This window comes from Metabacillus sp. KH_069, from assembly GCF_057838075.1.
Genome location: NZ_JBYQOB010000002.1, coordinates 24,132 through 42,523 on the forward strand (window position 1 = coordinate 24,132; position 18,392 = coordinate 42,523).

Annotated in this window: 19 protein-coding genes and 1 pseudogene; 14 read left to right on the plus strand and 6 right to left on the minus strand. The window is 34.4% G+C overall.

Features of this window, described 5'->3' with window-relative positions; all coding sequences use genetic code 11:
• Window positions 1–66: 66 nt before the first annotated feature.
• The 4 genes from AC3ISE_RS22275 to AC3ISE_RS22290 all read right to left on the minus strand — a co-directional run bounded on the left by AC3ISE_RS22275 (window position 67) and on the right by AC3ISE_RS22290 (window position 2,416).
• Window positions 67–396: a sensor histidine kinase gene (locus tag AC3ISE_RS22275; protein ID WP_489224499.1), complete on the minus strand. Its 330-nt coding sequence runs from the start codon at window positions 394–396 to the stop codon at window positions 67–69.
• Window positions 397–711, minus strand: coding sequence for a hypothetical protein (locus AC3ISE_RS22280; RefSeq protein ID WP_489224500.1), 315 nt, complete (start codon window positions 709–711; stop codon window positions 397–399).
• A gap of 2 nt (window positions 712–713) precedes the next feature.
• On the minus strand, window positions 714–1,415 hold the full coding sequence (locus AC3ISE_RS22285) for a response regulator transcription factor (RefSeq protein WP_489224501.1): 702 nt from the start codon (window positions 1,413–1,415) through the stop codon (window positions 714–716).
• A 137-nt stretch (window positions 1,416–1,552) separates the two neighbouring features.
• The gene (locus AC3ISE_RS22290) at window positions 1,553–2,416 is read right to left on the minus strand and encodes a cupredoxin domain-containing protein (RefSeq protein WP_489224502.1); all 864 of its coding nucleotides are present in this window, start codon (window positions 2,414–2,416) and stop codon (window positions 1,553–1,555) included.
• A 373-nt stretch (window positions 2,417–2,789) separates the two neighbouring features.
• Here AC3ISE_RS22290 and AC3ISE_RS22295 point away from each other — a divergent pair, with 373 nt between their 5' ends.
• From AC3ISE_RS22295 to AC3ISE_RS22310, 4 genes are all read left to right on the plus strand, one after another.
• A complete protein-coding gene (locus AC3ISE_RS22295; protein ID WP_489224503.1) occupies window positions 2,790–3,383 on the plus strand; it encodes a YdhK family protein in 594 nt (197 codons plus the stop codon).
• 291 nt (window positions 3,384–3,674) lie between these two features.
• Window positions 3,675–4,373, plus strand: coding sequence for a response regulator transcription factor (locus tag AC3ISE_RS22300; RefSeq protein WP_489224504.1), 699 nt, complete (start codon window positions 3,675–3,677; stop codon window positions 4,371–4,373).
• On the plus strand, window positions 4,370–5,788 hold the full coding sequence (locus AC3ISE_RS22305) for a sensor histidine kinase (RefSeq protein ID WP_489224505.1): 1,419 nt from the start codon (window positions 4,370–4,372) through the stop codon (window positions 5,786–5,788). The genes AC3ISE_RS22300 and AC3ISE_RS22305 overlap by 4 nt, the downstream gene beginning before the upstream one ends.
• 479 nt (window positions 5,789–6,267) lie before the next feature.
• Window positions 6,268–7,185, plus strand: coding sequence for a cupredoxin domain-containing protein (locus AC3ISE_RS22310; protein ID WP_489224545.1), 918 nt, complete (start codon window positions 6,268–6,270; stop codon window positions 7,183–7,185).
• 129 nt (window positions 7,186–7,314) lie between these two features.
• Here AC3ISE_RS22310 and AC3ISE_RS22315 read toward each other — a convergent pair whose 3' ends face one another.
• A complete protein-coding gene (locus AC3ISE_RS22315; protein WP_489224507.1) occupies window positions 7,315–8,910 on the minus strand; it encodes a multicopper oxidase family protein in 1,596 nt (531 codons plus the stop codon).
• A gap of 151 nt (window positions 8,911–9,061) precedes the next feature.
• Here AC3ISE_RS22315 and AC3ISE_RS22320 point away from each other — a divergent pair, with 151 nt between their 5' ends.
• The 7 genes from AC3ISE_RS22320 to spoIIP all read left to right on the plus strand — a co-directional run bounded on the left by AC3ISE_RS22320 (window position 9,062) and on the right by spoIIP (window position 13,429).
• On the plus strand, window positions 9,062–9,772 hold the full coding sequence (locus AC3ISE_RS22320; RefSeq protein WP_489224508.1) for a YwmB family TATA-box binding protein: 711 nt from the start codon (window positions 9,062–9,064) through the stop codon (window positions 9,770–9,772).
• 101 nt (window positions 9,773–9,873) lie between these two features.
• On the plus strand, window positions 9,874–10,176 hold the full coding sequence (locus AC3ISE_RS22325; RefSeq protein ID WP_489224509.1) for an AbrB/MazE/SpoVT family DNA-binding domain-containing protein: 303 nt from the start codon (window positions 9,874–9,876) through the stop codon (window positions 10,174–10,176).
• Window positions 10,177–10,193: 17 nt separating this feature from the next.
• Window positions 10,194–10,919 (plus strand): urease accessory protein UreH domain-containing protein, encoded by a 726-nt coding sequence (locus AC3ISE_RS22330; protein ID WP_489224510.1) that lies wholly within the window; start codon window positions 10,194–10,196, stop codon window positions 10,917–10,919.
• A gap of 10 nt (window positions 10,920–10,929) precedes the next feature.
• The gene (locus AC3ISE_RS22335; RefSeq protein WP_489224511.1) at window positions 10,930–11,799 is read left to right on the plus strand and encodes a C39 family peptidase; all 870 of its coding nucleotides are present in this window, start codon (window positions 10,930–10,932) and stop codon (window positions 11,797–11,799) included.
• A 124-nt stretch (window positions 11,800–11,923) separates the two neighbouring features.
• Complete coding sequence (locus AC3ISE_RS22340; protein ID WP_489224546.1) at window positions 11,924–12,130, plus strand: RNA polymerase sigma factor; 207 nt, start codon at window positions 11,924–11,926, stop codon at window positions 12,128–12,130.
• 14 nt (window positions 12,131–12,144) lie between these two features.
• Complete coding sequence (locus tag AC3ISE_RS22345) at window positions 12,145–12,351, plus strand: RNA polymerase sigma factor (protein ID WP_489224547.1); 207 nt, start codon at window positions 12,145–12,147, stop codon at window positions 12,349–12,351.
• Between the two features lie 115 nt (window positions 12,352–12,466).
• Window positions 12,467–13,429, plus strand: coding sequence for a stage II sporulation protein P (spoIIP, locus tag AC3ISE_RS22350; RefSeq protein ID WP_489224512.1), 963 nt, complete (start codon window positions 12,467–12,469; stop codon window positions 13,427–13,429).
• A 67-nt stretch (window positions 13,430–13,496) separates the two neighbouring features.
• Here spoIIP and asnB read toward each other — a convergent pair whose 3' ends face one another.
• On the minus strand, window positions 13,497–15,395 hold the full coding sequence (gene asnB, locus AC3ISE_RS22355) for an asparagine synthase (glutamine-hydrolyzing) (RefSeq protein ID WP_489224513.1): 1,899 nt from the start codon (window positions 15,393–15,395) through the stop codon (window positions 13,497–13,499).
• A gap of 168 nt (window positions 15,396–15,563) precedes the next feature.
• Between asnB and AC3ISE_RS22360 the strand changes: the two are divergent.
• From AC3ISE_RS22360 to ltrA, 3 genes and pseudogenes are all read left to right on the plus strand, one after another.
• Window positions 15,564–15,945, plus strand: a pseudogene (locus AC3ISE_RS22360) (hypothetical protein); the annotation flags it as partial.
• 24 nt (window positions 15,946–15,969) lie between these two features.
• Window positions 15,970–16,221 (plus strand): SHOCT domain-containing protein, encoded by a 252-nt coding sequence (locus tag AC3ISE_RS22365; protein WP_489224514.1) that lies wholly within the window; start codon window positions 15,970–15,972, stop codon window positions 16,219–16,221.
• A 595-nt stretch (window positions 16,222–16,816) separates the two neighbouring features.
• A complete protein-coding gene (gene ltrA / locus AC3ISE_RS22370) occupies window positions 16,817–18,091 on the plus strand; it encodes a group II intron reverse transcriptase/maturase (protein ID WP_489224515.1) in 1,275 nt (424 codons plus the stop codon).
• The last annotated feature ends 301 nt before the right edge of the window (window positions 18,092–18,392 follow it).

Here is an 18,392-nt window from a genome sequence, read left to right on the forward strand (position 1 = left end):
TTTCTTATAAATTCAATGTATATACACTTTCTAATTTATTCTACTTTTTGGACCATTTGTCTTCTTTCAAATCCACAATAATGCGGCGATGTTTTCAAAAAATCTATGCGCTTCTACTGATTTCATATCAATGGTTTCCAGCGTAAGTTCGTCCTTTGTAAACGCAGAGAAAGCGTCTATCAGCTCCACAATATGCTTTGATTTTTTGATAATAAGCTCATAATATTCCTGTTTTTCACTTTCGGTTAGATTTTTCTGCATGGAGAACAACTCAACGAAGCCTGTTATAGTCGTCAATGGAGTCTTCAAATCGTGAGCGATAGCTGCAATCATATCAACCTGTTCCCTATGCGCCTGATACAGTCTTTCTTCCATCTCATTGAAATGATTGTACAATTATCCGATTTCGTCCTTCCTTCTTGAATGCAGGGAGGTTCGAGAATGACCGATATTCACTTTTGTCAGCCTTATATTTAGGATCTGAATAGGTTTGGTAATGTTGAAGTGAAAATATACAATTAATACAACAAACATCAAGCCCATTAAAATACTTAGGAACAGAAGCATTTGAAAATGAACCGGACTAAATATATTTCCTAGCCAAATGTGACCTTCATCTGCAGCTAACGATTTTATAAATAAAATAAAAAAGACAGTGATCAGCACAAACATCAGCAGGAACAGTAATGGAAGCTTGATTTTCAGCTTCATGTTTATTCGTTCCCTTCAACATATTTGTATCCGATACCCCAGATAGTTTTTATAAAATCGTACTGCCTGCCAATCTTTTTTCGGATATTATTGATATGCACCGTGACGGTGTTTAATTCTCCGTACTCGTCTCCCCAGATTTTCTCGTAAACACGGGTTAATACATTATTAGGGTGATTCTTCAGAAAAGATAAAATCTGAAATTCTTTGGTCGATAACTCCAACTTTTGATTATTTAAAAAAACTTCAAACGTCTTATCATTCAAAAAGAGTGGCGAACTTGAAGCTTGAGTATTCATATCTTTTTCCTGCCTGAGACCGTTCCATTCCTTATATAAGCGGTCCACCTTTCTGAAATAAGCTTTAATCTGCGAGGTAAGCTCTTGAATGCTGAACGGTTTGGTCATATAATCGTCAGCGCCTATTTCCAATCCAATAATCTTATCCATTTCCTTGTCGCGAGCGCTTAACAACAGAATGGGGATGCTGTACTCACTTCTGATATTCCTGCAAACTTCCAAACCGTCCATTTCCGGCATCATGATATCAAGAACGACAAAATCAATTTTGTTTTCTTTCAAAATAGATAAAGCTTCTTTTACTGAATAAGCCGGTATCGCCTTGAATTGTTCGAATTTTAAGCTTTCAGTGATTAACCTAACGATATCCCGATCGTCATCGGCAACCAAAACCGTTTTCTCCATTTTTTCACCAGCTTTATTACTTTTTTCATTTTGTATCAGCACTTTACAGCAATACCATGTTCATGACCTGAGAGGACATGTGATAAGGACATGTTTTATAGAGGGAGAACTTCTTTAAAAGGAAGGATTAGTAAGCACTATGTTTGCTTTACAGCAGTTATTGTACCTTTATACATATTCATGCCACATGTATACTGATAAGTCCCAGGTTTGAGGGATTTCACTTGAACATAGTTGTTTGAATTTGCTTTCAATGAAGCGTTAAACCCAGGTTTCTCTGATAAGATGATACCTGTGCAACCAACTTCTTCTGTTTTAAAGTTAATAATTGCTGGTATTCCAGCTTTTAGAACAATATTATCTGGCGTATATGCAGTAGGAGTTACAACAACTTCATGTATCGCACTACTTGTGGAAGTGAATTTTATGTCGTCTATTTCTTTTGATGTTTGTTCACTTGCATTTGTAAATAACGTACCTTTTTCAAATACAAGAACACCCATAAATACTAACAGAACAATTAAAACAATAGGATTCACAATTAAAGGCTTTTTATTTAAGGTTTCTAGTTTTTTTGTCTTTGCTTCTTCATCTATTATACGAATTAATAATATAATTACGAATACAAACACAATGTCAATAAAGTAAATCATTAACTCTATGGATTTCGGCTGCAGCATTACGCCTAACATGGAGCCCATCATTCCACCCATTATGCCTGCTGTTAATCCATCTAATGAAGCCATAAGGGAAACAGGCCTCCCGGTTATATATCCTACTAACATACCTATTAATACAGAGACAATTGTAGGGATGGTTAAATCTTTATCTTGTATAAGGGTGCCTAAAATAGTTCCAATTGCAATACTCGCCATCATCGAGTTTGTCATACTTATCATCATTCCAGCCATAGAGGTAAGCTTGTTCTTATGTCGGAAAGTGTTATAAACAACATAACTTGATAATAGAACGATTAACGTAATACTAACCGTTAGCAACATCCTGTTTCCTCTTTTCTACTTTGAAATGGGCTCAACCACTATCAATTACAATCTATAAATATTATAGGTTGTACTTGTTAATGAAAACAATGAACAATTTGTGACTGTCAACTAACCTTACTTATGCTTTTTTCACTTAAAAGTATGTAGAAAGACTGGACCCAATTTGAACTCACTGGATGAATTCTTCCGTCTTAGGGGGCTAATAATAATGAAGTAACGAACCCCTTTAAAAAGTGTCTAAGTGGAGTAAAATTTTATCAAACGGGGAAACAGACTTTAGTACTCTTTTTTTGGGGCATGAGCATACTCCACAATTTCTGCACATTTTATTGGTATGATTTTTTCAAACGGCAAAGGAGGATATAAAAACATGTTGAGAAAAAGAATGAATAAATCCATGAGTTTATCGTTATTTGCTGCCCTTTTCTTAGTATTGGGTGCCTGCTCGAATGAAAATGATGAAAACAAAGAGAAAAAAGAAAGCACAGAAGAAAAAGAGGATATGGAAGGCATGGATCATAGTAATATGGACATGGAGGGTTCAGGAGAAGTACCAGAAGGTTTGAAGGAGGCAGAAAATCCAACTTATGAAGTTGGAAGTAAGGCGATTATTGAATCAGATCACATGGAAGGCATGAAGGGTGCTGAAGCAACCATTGTGGGTGCATATGATACCACTGTTTATACTGTTTCATACACTCCGACAACTGGTGGGGAAAGAGTAGAAGACCATAAATGGGTGATTCAAGAAGAGCTGCAAGATGCTGGTGACGAACCTCTGGAACCAGGAGCTGAAGCTACTATAGAGGCAAGTCATATGGAAGGCATGGATGGTGCGGATGCTGAAATTGATTCTGCTGAAAAAACGACTGTATATATGATTGATTTCACTCCGACAACTGGCGGGGAAGAAGTTAAGAATCATAAATGGGTAACTGAAAGTGAATTATCTCCAGCTGACTAATGCTAAATGAATATATGATTAAAAAGAGCTTATTCCTAAATTAGGATAAGCTCTTTTTAAATAAGGTATTTTAGCAAATAGAGGTTAGGTAAATTGAAAATTAAATTTATAAAGTCCATAATTTCTTTAAATTTAAAATTTATAATAAGATTATGCAAGGGAAAAGATAAAATCTTTATCCTATTTTGTTTATTAGGAAACGGAAATGCTATTAGAGATAATCACTAATGTAAGAAAATTAATAAATAAACGGTAAAGCACTACATTACAAATTTCTATTAGGAGACTTAGATGAAAAAACTATTAATCGTAGATGATGAATGGAATATGAGGAATTTATTAAAAATATACCTCTCAGCAGATTTTTCTATCTTTGAAGCCAGTGATGGAGAGGAAGCTTTAGATCTAATAAAGACTTCACAATTTGATCTAATCCTTTTAGATATAATGCTGCCTGGAATAGATGGATGGAAGGTTTGCAATGAAATTAGAAAGATTAAATCAACACCAATTCTGATGCTTACTGCAAGAAATGAGTTAAAAGATAAGGTTCACGGTCTGGAAATTGGTGCAGACGATTATTTGATAAAGCCATTTGAGCCTGAAGAGCTTGCAGCAAGGGTCAGAGCATTGATTAGAAGAACGGAAATGAACATAGAGGAGTCTCAAGCGGAACTGTCCTTTGGGAATGGTTTATTAATCCTTAATACAGAAGGCCGTACGGTCACTGTAGATGGAAACAAATTAGATCTTACGCCAAAAGAATTTGAATTGCTGCATACAATTGCAGCAAACCCCAAGCGTGTTTTTACAAGAGAAGTATTATTAGATGTTCTTTGGGGTTATAACGACTACAGAGATACAAGAACGGTGGATTCTCATATTAAAAATATTCGTGTTAAGATTAGGGAAAAAGGCCATGATTATAATCCTATCCAAACTATCTGGGGAGTGGGATACAAATTTCAGGAACCGGATGAACCTCTATGAAATTAAATAGTATTACTGTTAAGCTTGGCGGGACGATTATGGTTCTTTTCTTGGTTGTTTTGTTTCCTATGGTGTATACAATCGATCAGTTATTTACAGGTTTTTACTTCAATCAGCAACAAGAACAAATTAATCATTTCGCCAGTAAATATACAGAAACAATAAAAGATGTGGAAGATGAAAGCTCCTACCATATGTTTGAAATGATGTCTGACATCAGTAACACGGATTTATTTGTTTTTAATAAAGAAGGTAGAATACTAAAAAGTACAGGTATTATGGATTTTAAAGAAGACAATGAAGTAAATGAAGAAATTTTGTCTCCTATATTAGATAAAAAAGATTTAAAAATGGAGTATAGCGATAAAGGAGCGGATAACCGTTACTTAATAGCTGCTAAACCAATCATTATTAAAAATGAGGTAAATGGTGGATTAGTGGTTGTTTCGAATATGGATAGCATTAATGCTTCAGTAGAGCAAGTACGCTCTTGGCTTACAGTTTCCGTAATAGGCTCGCTGTTAATCGCTGTAGGATTTATATTTTTTTTATCACGTAAATTATCAGCTCCTCTTTTACAAATGGAGCATGCAACGCGTGAGATTGCGAAAGGGAAGTTAATGACAAAACTTATTCATACCTCCCAAGATGAAATTGGTTCCCTTGCTAAAGCTATTACAGAACTTGGGGAGGAACTAGAAGAGTATCGTACAAATAGACGAGAGTTTTTTGCTAATATCTCCCATGAGCTGCGCACCCCAATTTCTTATATAAAAGGCTACGCAGAAGTTATAACTAACGGTTTGTATAAGGATGGGAAAGAAAAACAACTTTATTTAGAAATTATCAGTGATGAAGCCACTCGTTTAACATCACTGATAAATGACCTGTTTGAATTAGCAAAAATGGAAGAAGGTAAACTTGATTTACATTTTGAATGGCTCGATATATCTGATATCATTTCTAGTTCAGTTAAGAAAGTAAATTTAAGAGCAAAAGAAAAAGGGATAAAATTAGAAATGGATATTCCGCGCAAATGTCCTCTGGTTTTTACTGATGGAAGGCGGTTAGAGCAGATTCTTATCAATTTATTAGAAAACTCAATTCGATATAGCAGCCAAGGAAATCAAGGGATAGGCATTACCCTTAAAGTCCATAAACAGTTTATTGATATTATAATAAGAGATAATGGAATTGGAATACCAAGTGAAGATTTGCCATATATATTTGAACGTTTTTATCGTGTTGAAAAATCAAGAGCAAGATATTCAGGAGGAACAGGTCTAGGCCTTGCAATAGTAAAGAACCTGATTGAGTTAATAAATGGTGAGATAAGAGTCAGCAGTACTGTTGGAAAGGGGACTTTATTTACAATTACACTACCTCTTGACAGAGAGCCAGGTGAAAAATCGTGAAGAGTTTATTGAATATCATTCCTGTAATTTTTATTGTAATAGGAATTGGCTGCTTAACGTTAACTAGTTCTATCTTTCATTCTAATTCTATACATCGGTATATTGAGTCATTTTTTGGTATATGTATATTTATGATTATCCCTTTGGTTTTTTTTATAGTATATTTTTTGCTTTTAAGAAAGAAAAAATAAATGATAGATCTGCGTATATTCTACACATTTATTTATTAAAATAGATTTTGTTGTAGAGCAGTATGCTCAGAAGAGAAAAATCCCTTTTGGATTTTTCTCTTTTTTTTTAAGGAAACTATAAACTGTATTTTAGAAGAGGATTGGGAAATAAAGTTATTTATTTACTAACTCGCTAAAAAAGATAATAGCCCTAAGAAAGGCAAAAAGCGTCTTAAGGTAACGTCTAAAGAAGTGTTTGTCTACATATATATTGTACAAACTTCTTTTTAGGAGGAATTTATCTTGTCTATGTCTTTAGTGATTTTAATAACGACAGTCATTTTTACATTTTCTCTAACCTTTTTCTATATTAGTAAACACAACAGGGAAATTAGGGCTATGACCGGTATGATGGCTGCAATGTCAATGGGAATGCTGATTGGATTGCTGGGTGGAACAATAGTTGGTATATATTTTGCCGAAAATCTTTATCTATCCACCATTATTGGTTTAGGAATTGGAATGATTGCTGGTGCCATTATTGGGCTTCCTTTATCTTTATTGGCGACTATTGAAGGAATGCTTTCAGGTTTAATGGGCGGCATGATGGGAGCTATGTTAGGAGCAATGATTTCCAGCGAGAATATTGATTCAATCATCAAGATTCTTTTTTTAATTGAAATTGTTTTTAATCTGATCATCTTATATTTACTCGCAAATGAGAGCAAAGAACGAAAAGAGTGGTTCTTTGTGAAATGGCTGAAAAATCCAATGATTTCAGGTATAGCCATAATGTTGTTTTTTTTCTTGTTTAATACGGCTGGTCCCATTACTCTTTCAAAGACATTAACCAATAATTCTTCTCATGAGCAGCATAATGTTCAAAATGAGTCTGCAAAAGATAAGGAAGTGAATGTTATTCAAATCGGTGCAACAGATAATAAGTATAATCCCGTTGATTTTCAAATAAAGGACGCGCAGCAAGTTACAATTAATTTTAAGAATACTGGGACAGTTGACCATGATATTCAAATTGATGGATTGGAAGCTGAGATCATTAATATGGAAAGTCATCAGCACGGAGCTGAAGGAATACATATTCATGCTAAGCCTGGAGAACAATCATCCATTACATTTAAAGCGCTAGAAACAGGTGTTTTTGAATATTATTGTACGTTACCAGGTCATAAAGAGTCAGGTATGATAGGGAATATGAGCGTCCTATAGAGAAAATAGTAAGGGTCCAGCTAATTGAATAATCACTGAAAAAGCATACTCTAAAAAAATAGAGTATGCTTTCGCTTTATTTTGTACAGGCTGGAAAACTATGAATAGTGATTGAAAGCCTAATTATTGTTATTCAGGCTTATTATTTGCCTCTGGGTCAGGAGTAAAGTCTGGTTTAAATCCTTCATAGTTTACTTCAGTAACCATTCCCGCAGATGCATGATGCAGGTCGTGACAATGGAACATCCAGTTTCCGGGGTTATCTGCTATAAATGCAACCTCATATTCCTCACCTGGTTTAATATTTAAGGTATCTTTAACGATAGGTGAGCCCTTTATTGGTTCACCGTTTTTACTCAAAATTTGGAAGAAATGACCGTGTAAATGCATTGGATGATCATCTTTTTTTGAATTGTTAACTAACTTAACTTTTACTAGGTCACCTTCTTTTACTTTTAATTTCTCTGTGTTAGGAAATGTCTTGTCATTGATGGTATACTTTTCTTCTGAATCTTCCATCATGGTATTTAAATCCATCGTATAGGATAAATCATATTTTGGGTCTAAGGAAAACTCCCCCACCTCTTGCTCGCCATATTTTGATAGGTCAAATACTGGGAGATCTTCTGTTGAATTAGATTGATCATTCGATTCTTTTTCATAGTCTTCATACTCAATTGTTGTTCTCATTCCCTTAGCAGCGTCTGTTTCACCGTGATTTTCCAATAGCCATTTGCCGGGATTATCAGCTGTAAACACAATATCATACCTTTCTCCGGGTGCAATGGATACGATTTCATCTTTTATACCTTTAGGGTTATTAATTTCTTGACCATCCGTGCTTATCACCTTGAAATCATGGCCATGCAAATGAATTTTTTGAGACATAAATCCTGCATTTACTAAACGTAATCGAACTTTCTCATTTTGTTTTACTTTGAGGTTTTCGACAGAACTGCCGCTTTTCCCGTTGATGGTGAATGTATCGTACATGCTCATCATATCGTGTCCCTTACTTTCAGCAGGGGCCTCGTCTGACTCCATGTCCATACCTTCATGGTCCATTTCTTCCGTGTCTTCAGAATCCATATCCATTTCTCCATCTTCCATATTCATTGAATCCATATTACTCATCCACTCATCAAGGACTAAAGTGTAATCACGATCATATTTTGGTTCTTCCTTACCTTCGATAATGAATGATCCATACAACCCTTTATCAACTTGGTTAACACCGTCTTGATGAGAATGGTACCAATACGTTCCAGGAACAGAAGCTTTGAATTCAAATGTAAAACTTTCATTAGGCTGTACCGCATTCATCGTCATACCGGGAATTCCATCCATGTTGTTAGGGACGGGAATCCCATGCCAGTGAATGGTAACAGGATCAGGCAATTCATTCTTGAGATTGATTTTGACGGTTTCCCCTTGTTTTACGCGTATTTCTGGACCTGGGACAGAACCGTTGTAGGTCCATGCTGTTACTTCTTTATTGTCAGTCAGAGTGTGAGTTCTTTCTTGTGCTGTCAATGTGAATTCATTTTTGTTTATCTTCTCAGTTACTGTCGTTTTTTCTGCTTTTTTATCACTTGTTTGCTGTTCTTCAGAGTCGTTCCCCATATCCATCTTGCTGTGATCCATTCCGCTCATTGAATTTGAACAAGCTCCTAGGATTAATATAAATAAAGAAACGAAAAAAAGTTGAATAAATTTCCTTTTCATATCTACACCCCCAAAATATTTACATATTCATCATATCTGGAAATTGTGGAGAAATAGTGCAGGCGATTTATGGAAATCGATAAAAATAAATAACTCATATGAAATGTATAAATTATTTTATTATCGTTCATAATGCTAAGGGGGTGAAACTATGAAACAATTATTTTCTATAATAGTCATTATTTGTTTTATCTTTATACTTAATCTAAACAATGACGTATCAGGAGAATTAAAAGACACTGCATTAAATGACTTACATCAAATGGCAGTGAATCAAAATATTAAGATCGAAAGTTGGAGTATGTATACAAAACAAACAGAAAATAAGTTAGATATTCAAAGTGTTAAAAAAGAAATAAAACAAGTGAAAAAAAAGGGATCCATTTACTCTTGGGAGACGGAACTGGATGAGCATCATATGACACTTACAGGAACCTTTAAAAATAGTAACCGCAATGAAAAAGTGATAGTGGGTGTTGTTCCAAGTGGAAACTCTTATACTTTATCATTTTCTCATTCTGTGAAAGGGAATGGTAAAGATATAATGGCTCAGGCCGAATTGGTTTCAATTCCATTTCAATATCATCAAGTAAATCAATATGTGACAATTAGTGGGGAAAGTGCGCGTCCGATTGGATTGAATCGTTTAAAAGAAAAACTCTTAAACGAGTCTGGTGCTAGGGAGATAGAGTCATTGAAAGAGAAGAATTTTTATTCAATATCGGGTTATACTTCAAAGTGGGATAATGGTATCGCTGCAATTAATGATCAATTGATGAACTTTCAATTAGGTCTTCGGAAAAATGATAATGGAATCATTCACATAACCATGGGTACACCGATCATTACATCTGAGTATTAGCTATAGTCCACAGCTGTGGACTTTTTTCATTTATTCCATAATTTCTTCATATGTTTCTTATAAGCTATTATTATAAGAATTACTTCATGAGGTGAGCAATTTTGTTAAGATTTATTAAAGAAGTCAAATTAAGAAAAAATGGGCAAATCCTTATACCTAGCGAAGTTAGAAATGAATTCAACTTAAAAATTGGAAATATTGTTAAGATTTTATCTGAAGATAATTCTATTATTCTAACTAAAGATAAAGATTTAAAACTTGAGAATGAATCAGTTATAAGTCAAAGAGGTTCTGTCAGTATCCCCATAGAAATCAGAAAGATAAAAAAACTTTCAGAGAATATGATTTTTCAAATGGGCGTCGATAAAGATAGAAAAAGGATTTACTTATTTCCAAAATTATAATAAAGGAATTGAGGAGAATGTATACCTACATTAATCAATTTAGCAATTACTTAATGCAGCCGTTTATGAATCTGTATTATAGTTTTGAACATTTCACAATTACAGCCGCATTAATTCTTGGAATTGTCGGTTCGCTTGCTCCGTGTCAATTAACTGCAAACTCCAGCGCTTTAATCATTTACGGAAATCATTCTGCAAAAAAAGGGGTTACTTGGGACCAGCTTTTTCTATTTCTATTAGGAAAAATCATTGTATTTAGCTTATTAGGTTTATTGGTTTGGCTTGTTGGACAAGAAATGGAACAAAACTTAACGATGCTTTTTCCTTGGGCAAGGAAGCTTATCGGCCCATTGCTTATTGTAGTAGGACTCGTCTTATTAAACGTATTAAAGATTAGAAAATCCATTATAATTGGAAAGATTCCAGAAAGATTAATAAAAGGGAAAATGGGCTCCTTCTTAATGGGAGTTAGCTTCTCTCTAGGATTTTGTCCAACAATGTTCGTATTATTTTTTGTAACGCTAATGCCTATGGCATTATCGGCTCCATACGGTTTCCTATTGCCTAGTATCTTTGCCTTCGGCACAACGGTTCCTATTTTTCTTATCATCTTTATCATTTGGTTTTTAGAACTTGATAAAAAGATTATGAAAAAAAGCAGAAAGATTGGTTTAATCGTCCAAAAGATAACAGGAATCTTACTTATCCTAATAGGTATTAGTGATATAATTATCTATTTTTAAGGAGCCAAAGATGGAAGTATATTTTTTAGTACTAGCTGGAGTTTTAAATATTATTATTGGGTTTCTTTATTTAACAAGAAAAAAACAAAAAATGAAAAATTTGTTATTTACATATTGCGTCTTATCATTCATGTTATTTTTAGCACTTGTCCTACTAAATTATGACTTACATAAAGAAAAAGTTATGGCTCTGTTTAAGGAAGAAAGGAAAGAGATAACCAAGGTGAGCAGCAGTTCCATTACTCTCTTTCCTGAGATTAAAGAAAACAAAAACAGATATTTAGACGCCCCACTTATTTCTCAGCTGCCTGAATTACCTAGAGGATGTGAAGTTACAAGTCTAGCTATGCTCCTTCAAGCCGAGGGGATAAAAATTGATAAGATGACACTCGCTGAACAGGTAAAGAAGGATCCTACCAAAAGGAGCTATAAAGATGGAAGAATATTTTTTGGAAACCCAAATGTAGGTTTTGTTGGAGATATGTACTCTTATTCTAACCCGGGTTATGGAGTTTATCATCAGCCCATATTCGATTTGGCCGAACAGTATCTACCAGGAAAAATGGAGAACTTAACAGGAAGTGAATTTACTGAAATTTCCGATAGGATAATTAATGGAAAAACAGTGTGGGTTATTATCAATACAACGCTTAAACCTTTAAATGAAAACCAGTTTCAAACATGGGAAACAGAATCGGGACCCATAAAAATTACGTATAAAGAACATTCTGTACTTATTACAGGAATTGATGCAGAAAATGTTTATGTTAATGATCCATTGAGTATTAAGAAAAATTTGAAAGTCAACAAGCAAGAATTCATCACTGCTTGGGAACAGATGGGGAAACAAGCCATTTCTGTAAAAACCATTACAAAGTAGGTTTTATCAAAATCTCTTTTGATGAAAAGGAATGAAAAAAATGAATAATGATACTGAAAAAGGTCTCGCGGTCAGAGCTTTGTATATTATGTACAGTGATTCAATTTTTCATTTCATAGAAAGGATGATTAGGGATTATCACAGAGCCGAGGATTTAACCCAAGAGACGTTTATGAAGGCATTTATATCCTATGATTATTTCAACCACCAGTCTAGTATAAATACATGGTTATATAAGATAGCGAGAAATATTTCGATTGATTATATTAGAAAACAAAAAAATTTTTTACCTCCATTCAAATCAATGATAAATATGAAAAAGAGTATATAAAATCAACTGAAATCATAGTCGAAGCAAGAGAAAATTCATTTGAGTTATATCAAGCAATTGAGAAATTGAAAGATACATATAAAAAAGTCATTATTCTTAGAAAGATAATGGGATATTCAATAAAAGAAGTATCAAATATATTAGGCTGGTCAGAAAACAAAGTGAAATTAACCCTCTCAAGAGCATTAAAAGTGTTAAAAAAAGAGATATTAAAAAACTGATCTAGTGCAGTTCTACCAATATGATTAATTAAAAATAAACATCTTATTAAGGTCACCGATATAAAGTATATAACGTGTAAGGGAATTCTTTAAAAATTCGAGGAGTCCAAATAAGATGAGTTTAAAAAATATAAAAGTACTATTAGCTTTAAGTATCGTGTTGTTTTTGATAACTGTGGCAGCTATTATTTTTCTATTAGTTAAAGATCCTAAAGAATCCATTTTTCAACCTGAAAAGAACATGGATAAAACTGTAGATAAACCAAGTGCCATAAAAAATGTTCCTTCTGCAAAAGAGAATATCGTAACCAATGAAGAGTTAATGCCTAGAAAAGAAGCTTTGCAAATAGATCAGAAACTGGATTTTAATAAAATAAAAGAGCCCTCTTTTAACATACAGGAACCTCAGATTTATCAGGATCAACATCATAGTACATATGGAAGAAAAGTGGTCTATATTTACTTTTCGCATAATAGGGAATCATTTTTACCTTATTTCAGTAAAGGTACATCACCGGAGATGGCGTACCATTCTAAATTTAATGTGAGCATTGTAGGTGAACGGTTGAATAAGAGTTTAAAAGTGAATGGCATTGGAAGTTTAGTGAGTACTGCGGATATCATTCCACTGCTTCATGAACAAGGCCTAAGTTATAACAGTTCTTATTCAGTTATAAGAGAGATGATTCTTAATGAGAAAAAAACAAATAAAGATTTAGATATATATCTTGATATACACCGTGACTCTTTGCCAAAAGAATATACAACTACATTCATTAAAGGAAATCAGTTTGCCAAGATTCTTTTTGTTGTTGGAAGTGGGCATGAGAATTTTGAATCAAATCTAGCATTTACCAAAGATATTAATGCTTTTCTGGAGGACAGTTATCCCGGATTGTCCAAAGGAATTATAATTAAAGATAAGAGTCAAGGTAATGGTGTTTATAATCAAGACTTGTCGCCAAATAGTGTAATTATCGAGATTGGTGGGGTAGAGAATAACATTGAAGAATTATATCGGTCCGCTGATGCATTAGGCTATGCTGTTAGTCAATATTATTGGACGAAAGAATATTAAAATCTTATTTGTTATGACCTAAAAAAAAGCGCTGTTATAAAGTAACAGCGTCTTTTTCTGCATCATTCTATACTTGTACTAGAGTTTCCACTTTTGGATCTTGATTCTTGTAAAATTCATACTTGTTTTCAATAAATACTTCGTGCCAAATAATAAAAACAAGGATTGTCCAAAGCTTTCTGCTGTTATCTTTGAAACCAGAACAATGCTGATGCAAAAGATTTAATATTTCGCTTTTATTTAGGATATGATCGATGTTACTTTGTGTGATTTTTTCTACAGTCCAATCATGTAGTTCAGCCTTAAACCATTTTCTAATAGGAACAGGAAAACCAAGTTTTTTTCGGTCTAATATATGAGGAGGTACAATTCCCTCAGCTGCTTTTCGTAAAATATATTTTGTTGTCCCACCAGCTATTTTTAAGTCTGTAGGAATTTTTGCAGCCGTTTCGAAGACCTTGCGATCTAGAAAAGGAACTCTCAGTTCTAATGAATGGGCCATGGTCATCTTATCTGCTTTAAGAAGAATATCACCTCTTAGCCATGTCATAATATCAACCTGTTGCATTTTCATCACTTTATCATAATCATGTATACAATTGTAAATAGGGGCGGTGATATCCTTAAAATCTATATCAGAACTAAACGTTTTTAAGATTCCTTTTTTCTCTGCCTCTTTGAATATTTTAGCATTGCCAATATATCGGTCTTCAAGAGGAGTACAGCCTCTTTCAATCAGGCTTTTGCCCCTAACACCCTCGGGGACAGTTTTAACTAGATAATTTAAAGCTCTCTTCATGGAGGCGGGAATTATATTAAAGCCCTGTAAATCTTTTGGCTCTCTATAGATATTATATCCTCCAAATAGTTCATCAGCTCCCTCTCCAGAAAGAACTACTTTCACATGTTTTTTAGCTTCCCGGGCAACGAAGTACAAGGGAACAGCTGCAGGATCGGCTAATGGATCATCAAGATGCCAGATAATTTTAGGCAGCTCGTTTATAAATTCTTCAGGTTTTATAAGGTAATCTATGTTTTCTACATTTAAAGCTTCTGCAGTTTGTTTCGCCACATCAATCTCACTATAGCCTTCATCTTCAAATCCAACAGAAAAGGTTTTAATAGCAGGATTGATTTTTTTTGCTAAGGAAACAATAAAACTTGAATCGATCCCACCAGATAAAAATGAACCGACGGGAACATCACTTCTCATGTGTATTTTGACGGAGTCCATCAGAACGGATTGCAGTTCCTTTTCTAATGTTTTTTCTGAAGATTGAATGGGATGAAATCTTGGCTCCCAATATTTCTTCTCAAGAATAGGTTTTCCTGGTTTTTTTATAAAGTAATGACCAGGCTGTAGCTTTTTTATATCGAGCGACATTGTTGATGGTTCAGGTACATATTGAAAAGTTAAGTAATGCTGTAATGACTCTTCACTAATCTGCGTATCTTTGTAATCCAATTGAATGCTTTTTCTCTCAGATGCAAATATTGTTTTATTTGATAATTCCAGATAATAAAACGGTTTGATGCCAAAAGGGTCTCTTGCGCCAAAAAGATGGTTAAATTGACGGTCCCATATTAAAAAGGAAAACATTCCTCTTAAATGATCAAGCATTTTTTCCTTTCTAGAACTATATAACGCCAAAAGAACTTCTGTGTCAGATTGTGTTTGAAACTGAAAACCTTCACCTATTAATTCTTTTTTTAATTCCAAAAAATTATAAATTTCTCCATTAAAGACAATCCAGTATCGGCCATTTTCGTAGGATAACGGCTGATGACCAGCTTCCAAGTCGATAATACTAAGTCTTCTGAAACCCAGTTGAATAAAATTGTCATAATAATAACCTGAATCATCAGGTCCACGATGATATATAAGATTATTCATATCCTCAAAATTTGGATTTTTATATAAATTGTCTTGTTTTACATCGGACAACACACTAACAAAACCACACATTTTTTTCACCTCTAGAAATTAAACTATTAAAACATTACCTCACACATAATCTATCCTCTAAATTTGTAGAAAGTGTGTAGTTTGAAAAAAAGTAAAAAATATCATTCGGGTTTCAGGTTTAGAGGCAGCTATCGGGGATAAAACAATAGTAGGAGAACAAAGGAGCTAGCATTAGCAAATGCAGATTTAGGGATAGCTGTAGATACTGGGAAAGTTGCTGCATTTGATACGGCAGATGTTATTTTGGTTAATAGTGCTCCAAGGGATGTAGAAGAAATTATTACACTCTCAAAAAAAACATATCGAAAAATGGTCCGAAATTTGTGGTGGCCCGCGGGTGTTAATATCCTAACGATTCCCCTGGCAGCAGGCGTTTTTCATAAATTCAGAGTAGTGTTGATTCTGCTGTAGGTACGGTTTTAGTGTCTTTAAGTACAATAATTGTAGCGATTACGCCAAATTGTTAAAAGCTAAAATAGAATTGTTTGATGATTTATTTTTTGTTTCCTCCAAGGTTTCACCACATTTCTTCTTTATACTACTTATATAACACTAGTAAAGGAATGATTAAAAGATGAATGAAATGATGGATAGTACGTCAATGATGGGTGATTCATCAATGATGATGATGTGTTTTATGATGTTTATAGGCCTTATTTTCTTCATTGTCATAATTGGAGTGACAACATACTTAGTTATTCGATTACTAATGAGAAACAATAAAGTGGTGGATAATCCGTTGATGTTACTAAAAGAGCGATTTGTCAAAGGTGAAATAAGCGAAGAAGAATATGAACAGAAAAAGAAGAACTTAGATAAAAGGTAGAAATGATTTACTTTTAATATGGAAAAAATCTAACTATTTTAAATTGCACAGTGAAGGATACAAAGAAAACTTAAATGAAAAAAGCATTCTTAATTGAATGCTTTTTTTGTGTGTGCCAGGCATGGCAACTATCTAGGTGGTGAAAGTCCACTGTGGGGGTACACATCGACCAACCACTAAGGAAGCGCAAGGTACTTATTGCGAGGTAAGGGCTGGAGGAAGCGTGGAATAAAATATTGGCTCGACAAACAGAAATCTGATACCAAGGCTCTTCAAAGGGATAAGGCTCCACAACAAGTCAAAGTCCAAAAGATGTGCGTAACTTTGTCGGGTAAAAGAGGAAAGATAGTTGTCTTACCCTGGGAGGTCTTGCGGATGTACGGAAGTACAGTCGAAAAAGGTTAGTCGCAAGAAGTCAGCAAAGCCATAGTAGTGAGATTAATTCATGAAGGGCTGAACAATTTATAGTGTTTCAACACCACGAATGCGTAAGTGACGTACTCCGAATGTATTAATGGTGAAAGTATGAGCGTATCTCAAAGGCTAACCAAAATGGAGCTATTACTTACTACGTGAGAGGGAAGGAGAAACGAGTGTGGAACTTTTAGAACAGATTCTAAGTAACCAAAATATGAACGAAGCCTACTTGCGTGTCTATAAAAATAAAGGTGCAAGTGGGGTCGATGGAGTAACAGTCGACGAATTAAAGCAATACTTGAAAGAGAACAAGGATGAGCTACGTCAGCGCATTAGAACAAGAAAATACCAACCACAAGCTGCCTTAAGAGTGGAAATCCCAAAAGAAAATGGCAAGATGCGCAAGTTGGGAATACCAACAGTAGTGGATAGAGTAGTTCAACAAGCCATTCATCAAGTTCTCAGTCCGATATTTGAAAAGCAATTCAATGAATTTAGTTACGGCTTTAGACCAAAAAGAAGTTGTGAGATGGCTATAATTAAAAGCTTGGAATTCCTGAATGATGAACACGATTGGGTAGTAGACATTGACCTTGAAAGATTCTTCGATACAGTTAACCACGATAAGCTCATGCTAATTATTGCTAATACAATAGATGATGGTGATGTCATCTCGCTAATCAGGAAATACTTAGTCAGTGGCGTTATGGTGAATGGAAAATATGAAGAAACACCAGTTGGGACTCCGCAAGGAGGTAACCTTAGTCCATTATTGAGTAATATTATGTTAAATGAACTCGATAAGGAACTAGAGAAAAGAGGACTACGGTTCGTGAGATACGCTGATGACGCTCTCATCTTTGTAAAGAGTGAGAAAGCAGCGAGCAGAGTTATGAAAACAATCGTGAGATTTATAGAAGATAAACTAGGATTAATCGTTAACGCAGAGAAGAGTAAAATCTCACGGCCAAAAGAATTAAAATTTTTAGGATTCGGCTACTATTACGATGTTAACAACCAAAGGTACCAAGTAAAATCCCACCTAAGTTCCATTCAGAAATTCCAAAGGAAACTTCGAAAACTGACAAATCGAAACTGGGGTGTCCCTCTAGACTATCTAATATTGAAACTGAGACAAGTCATTTTCGGGTGGGTAAACTACTTCAGGATAGGAAACATGAAAAAAGCAACGGAGCGAATAGATATGAAGCTTCGCTCCAGAATTAGGGAAATCATCTGGAAACAATGGAAAGTACCTAAGAAACAAATCAAATCGCTCATTCAGCTTGGGATTCCGGAGGAAGAAGCGAAAGGATTAACCTATTGTCGAAAAGGTTATCGGTATATAGGATTATCGAAAGTTGTCCACAGAGCCATCTCAAATAAAAGACTAAAGCAGAGGGGACTTCCCTCTGCTTTAGAACATTATCTAAAAGTACACACTGTAATATAAATTGAAACGCCGTATACGCGAACCGTACGTACGGTGTTGTGAGAGGGGGGGGGGAATAAATTACTTTATTTTCCCTCTACTTCTAAAAAAATTCATATTGAACATTACGATAAAAAAATAAAAGAATTTCTATTGAGTGGAGTAGTCTGATGTCTGGCAGTTAATAGATCCTGTAGATTTTCATGGAAGTCTGTAGGTTATAAAATAATTCTCAATTCAATCTTTGTCATTAATTCTGTGATTAATTCAAAAGCGGAAATTTCTATTCTAGATTTAAAGACCAGCGATATGAACCTAATAG